This is a genomic window from Oleiphilus sp. HI0043 (assembly GCF_001634935.1).
In genome coordinates this window covers 1-1,933 of record NZ_LWEY01001817.1, presented here as the reverse complement: position 1 = coordinate 1,933, position 1,933 = coordinate 1, and the positions used below count along the sequence as shown (strand labels likewise).

Annotated in this window: 3 protein-coding genes; all 3 read left to right on the top strand. The window is 43.6% G+C overall.

The features are described 5' to 3' along the window. Window positions 1-512, top strand: a 512-nt coding sequence (locus A3729_RS33605) for a hypothetical protein (RefSeq protein ID WP_197476203.1), incomplete at its 5' end; no start/stop codon positions are given. After that, a complete protein-coding gene (locus A3729_RS27980) occupies window positions 512-1,102 on the top strand; it encodes a hypothetical protein (RefSeq protein ID WP_068506657.1) in 591 nt (196 codons plus the stop codon). The genes A3729_RS33605 and A3729_RS27980, both read left to right, overlap by 1 nt. A 2-nt stretch (window positions 1,103-1,104) precedes the next feature. Then, the coding region (locus A3729_RS27975; protein WP_197476201.1) for a hypothetical protein at window positions 1,105-1,933 on the top strand (829 nt) is incomplete at its 3' end.

Here is a 1,933-nt window from a genome sequence, read left to right as displayed (position 1 = left end):
CTATTCTATGCTTGTCAGCACTGAGAGCCGGTGCTGCAGTTCAAGTCACTTTATGGAGTGGCGCAAGGCAGTTCAAAACCACCAATGGCTTTGTAAGGAACGAAGAGTTAATTCTCAATGTTTTGACTGACTACTTGGGCGGCGCAACAGCATTCCCGATACATATTCTAAGAAAGACCCACATAGAGAAACCAAGGACTAGAAACTCCCATATTGTGATTTTGTCGGATGATGGCGTCACAACACTTTTTGACACGGATGAAAAAGGTAACTCAGGCTGGGGTATATCTAAGCAGGCATTAGAGAATGCAAAGGGCGGCGGTACGATGGTGTTAAATTTACACTGGGATTATCCCTTGCCACCTAACAATAAATGGATGGCGGACCATGATGCCGCTTTAAAGCAAGCCGAGGCTCAACAAGGTTGGGATATATTCCCGGTGACGTCTTGGGAAGCGATGACTGATTTTGCTCGGGCATTTAGCAGAAAACACTATGAGGGAGCAGAATAATGACTCAACTCATAACTCGTAGCAATGGTAGTGCCGAAGGCCCCGATATCAACGTATTGCACCATCGGCTAACCGAGTTCCCTAAAGAATTGTTAAACCCTCAATTACCACCTTACTTTTATGCTCTAGTTCATGATGCTCTATATGATTTAAGCACCTCAGTGCGAGCATCAGAACTCACTCGTTTTAAACGGCCTTATGAGCAATGTGATTGGTATCGCGCAACGATGTTGATCGCGTATTTTTTAATGGATAACAGCTTTAAGGGCTTTAGGTTTGAACTGGCTCTTCTGTTGGATGCCTTTGAAAACACAGCTAAAGAACTGGCCCAAGCTGGAACCAACAAGGTATACATCAATGATGTTGATAGAAGAGAAGAGTTTATTCGAGTTGTACTGTCTTCCATAAACCTGCGACCAAAAGGAGAGACAAACAACCAAGCTGAAGATAGATTACAAGCGGTTAGCTCGCTGGAAAGAATGAAGGTTCTCAAAGCCGCGAAAGTAGCAGAGCAAAGAGCTCACGATCTTCGAGTTGCTTTAGCTAAACAAAAAGCCAAAGAAGCGGCTGACAAGATGACACGGGAATAATCATGCAAGCAGCGCCCTGGAATGATTATGAGCGTATGCCAAATTTAGACGAGTCTGGAAGTGCTCGTCTTAAGCACTTGGTTGATCAGCCTCATGCGCCAATATTCAGGAATCAATCAGGTCATCATCTGGCTCAACATGAGCTAGACGAATTAGGTCATTTTACCCGTGAAGAAACCAATCTTAATGCTTCAGCCTGCGCCGGCGAAAATAAATGGATCGATCCTTTTCTAGGAAAATGCCTTGAGAGTGTTCCTTTCTATAAACATTACGATAAAAGCGTCCAAAGATTCGAAGACTATCCAACAATTGATCGTTCAGATTTGAGTGTAAGTATCACTGATTTTGTGCCTGATCATTTGCCTCTTGATCGGATAATTGCTTATGAAACATCCGGTACAACTGGGCACGCGTTAACGATACCATCTCATCCCATCGTCGCAGCAAGATACAGCGCTTATCATAAGAAAGCTCTATTGTGGAATTACGTGGATACGGGAGAGTTCCGAAGTGATCTCGCTGTTATCTTGGCAGGGTTTCAAGAGAGTTGTTTCACTTATGCGTCTGTGTCTCCCTATCTGAACAATAAAGCGTTGTTGAAGTTAAATTTTCATCCAAACGATTGGGGTAGTCCTGATGATCGGGAGCTTTACATCGACCTCAACAAACCAGACCTTATCTCTGGCGACCCAATATCTTTGTCAGAACTTTCAATGATCCCGTTTAGGCATCGGCCGAAGGCAATACTCAGTACGTCAATGACTTTGTTGAAAGCAGTTCGGGATGATTTTGAATCTCGGTATAAGTGTCCGATCTTAGATTTATATTCTC

Coding starts and splice junctions, on each gene's coding strand:
- A3729_RS27980 (WP_068506657.1), top strand. CDS start 512: ATGACTCAACTCATAACTCGTAGCAATGGTAGTGCCGAAGGCCCCGAT.